The sequence below is a fragment of the Domibacillus indicus genome, from assembly GCF_023715895.1.
GTDB classification, from domain to species: Bacteria; Bacillota; Bacilli; order Bacillales; family Domibacillaceae; genus Domibacillus; species Domibacillus indicus_A.
This window is the reverse complement of record NZ_JAMBOO010000099.1, coordinates 1-388: the sequence shown is the minus strand read 5'-3', so window position 1 is coordinate 388 and position 388 is coordinate 1. Positions and strand designations below refer to the sequence as shown.

Here is a 388-nt window from a genome sequence, read left to right as displayed (position 1 = left end):
CGCCTGTCGGTTTTCAAGACCGATCCCTTCAGCCGGACTTGGGTATTCCTCCAACATAGCATATAAAAATAATTGGTGGAGCCTAGCGGGATCGAACCGCTGACCTCCTGCGTGCAAAGCAGGCGCTCTCCCAGCTGAGCTAAGGCCCCATTTATATAAATCGGGAAGACAGGATTCGAACCTGCGACCCCTTGGTCCCAAACCAAGTGCTCTACCAAGCTGAGCTACTTCCCGCTAAAACGAAAGTTCGTTTATAGCATAAACGCGCCTGAGAGGACTCGAACCTCTAACCGCTTGATTCGTAGTCAAGTACTCTATCCAATTGAGCTACAGGCGCAAAAGTGCGGGTGAAGGGACTTGAACCCCCACGCCTTGCGGCGCCAGATCC

The 388-nt window shown here is 52.6% G+C and carries 3 tRNA genes; all 3 read right to left on the bottom strand.

The window, feature by feature from the left end:
- Positions 1-73 precede the first annotated feature (73 nt).
- The 3 genes from M3221_RS25765 to M3221_RS25755 all read right to left on the bottom strand — a co-directional run bounded on the left by M3221_RS25765 (position 74) and on the right by M3221_RS25755 (position 337).
- Positions 74-149, bottom strand: a tRNA-Ala gene (locus tag M3221_RS25765).
- An 11-nt stretch (positions 150-160) separates the two neighbouring features.
- A tRNA-Pro gene (locus M3221_RS25760) sits at positions 161-234 on the bottom strand.
- A gap of 29 nt (positions 235-263) precedes the next feature.
- Positions 264-337 (bottom strand) — tRNA-Arg (locus M3221_RS25755).
- Positions 338-388: the final 51 nt, after the last annotated feature.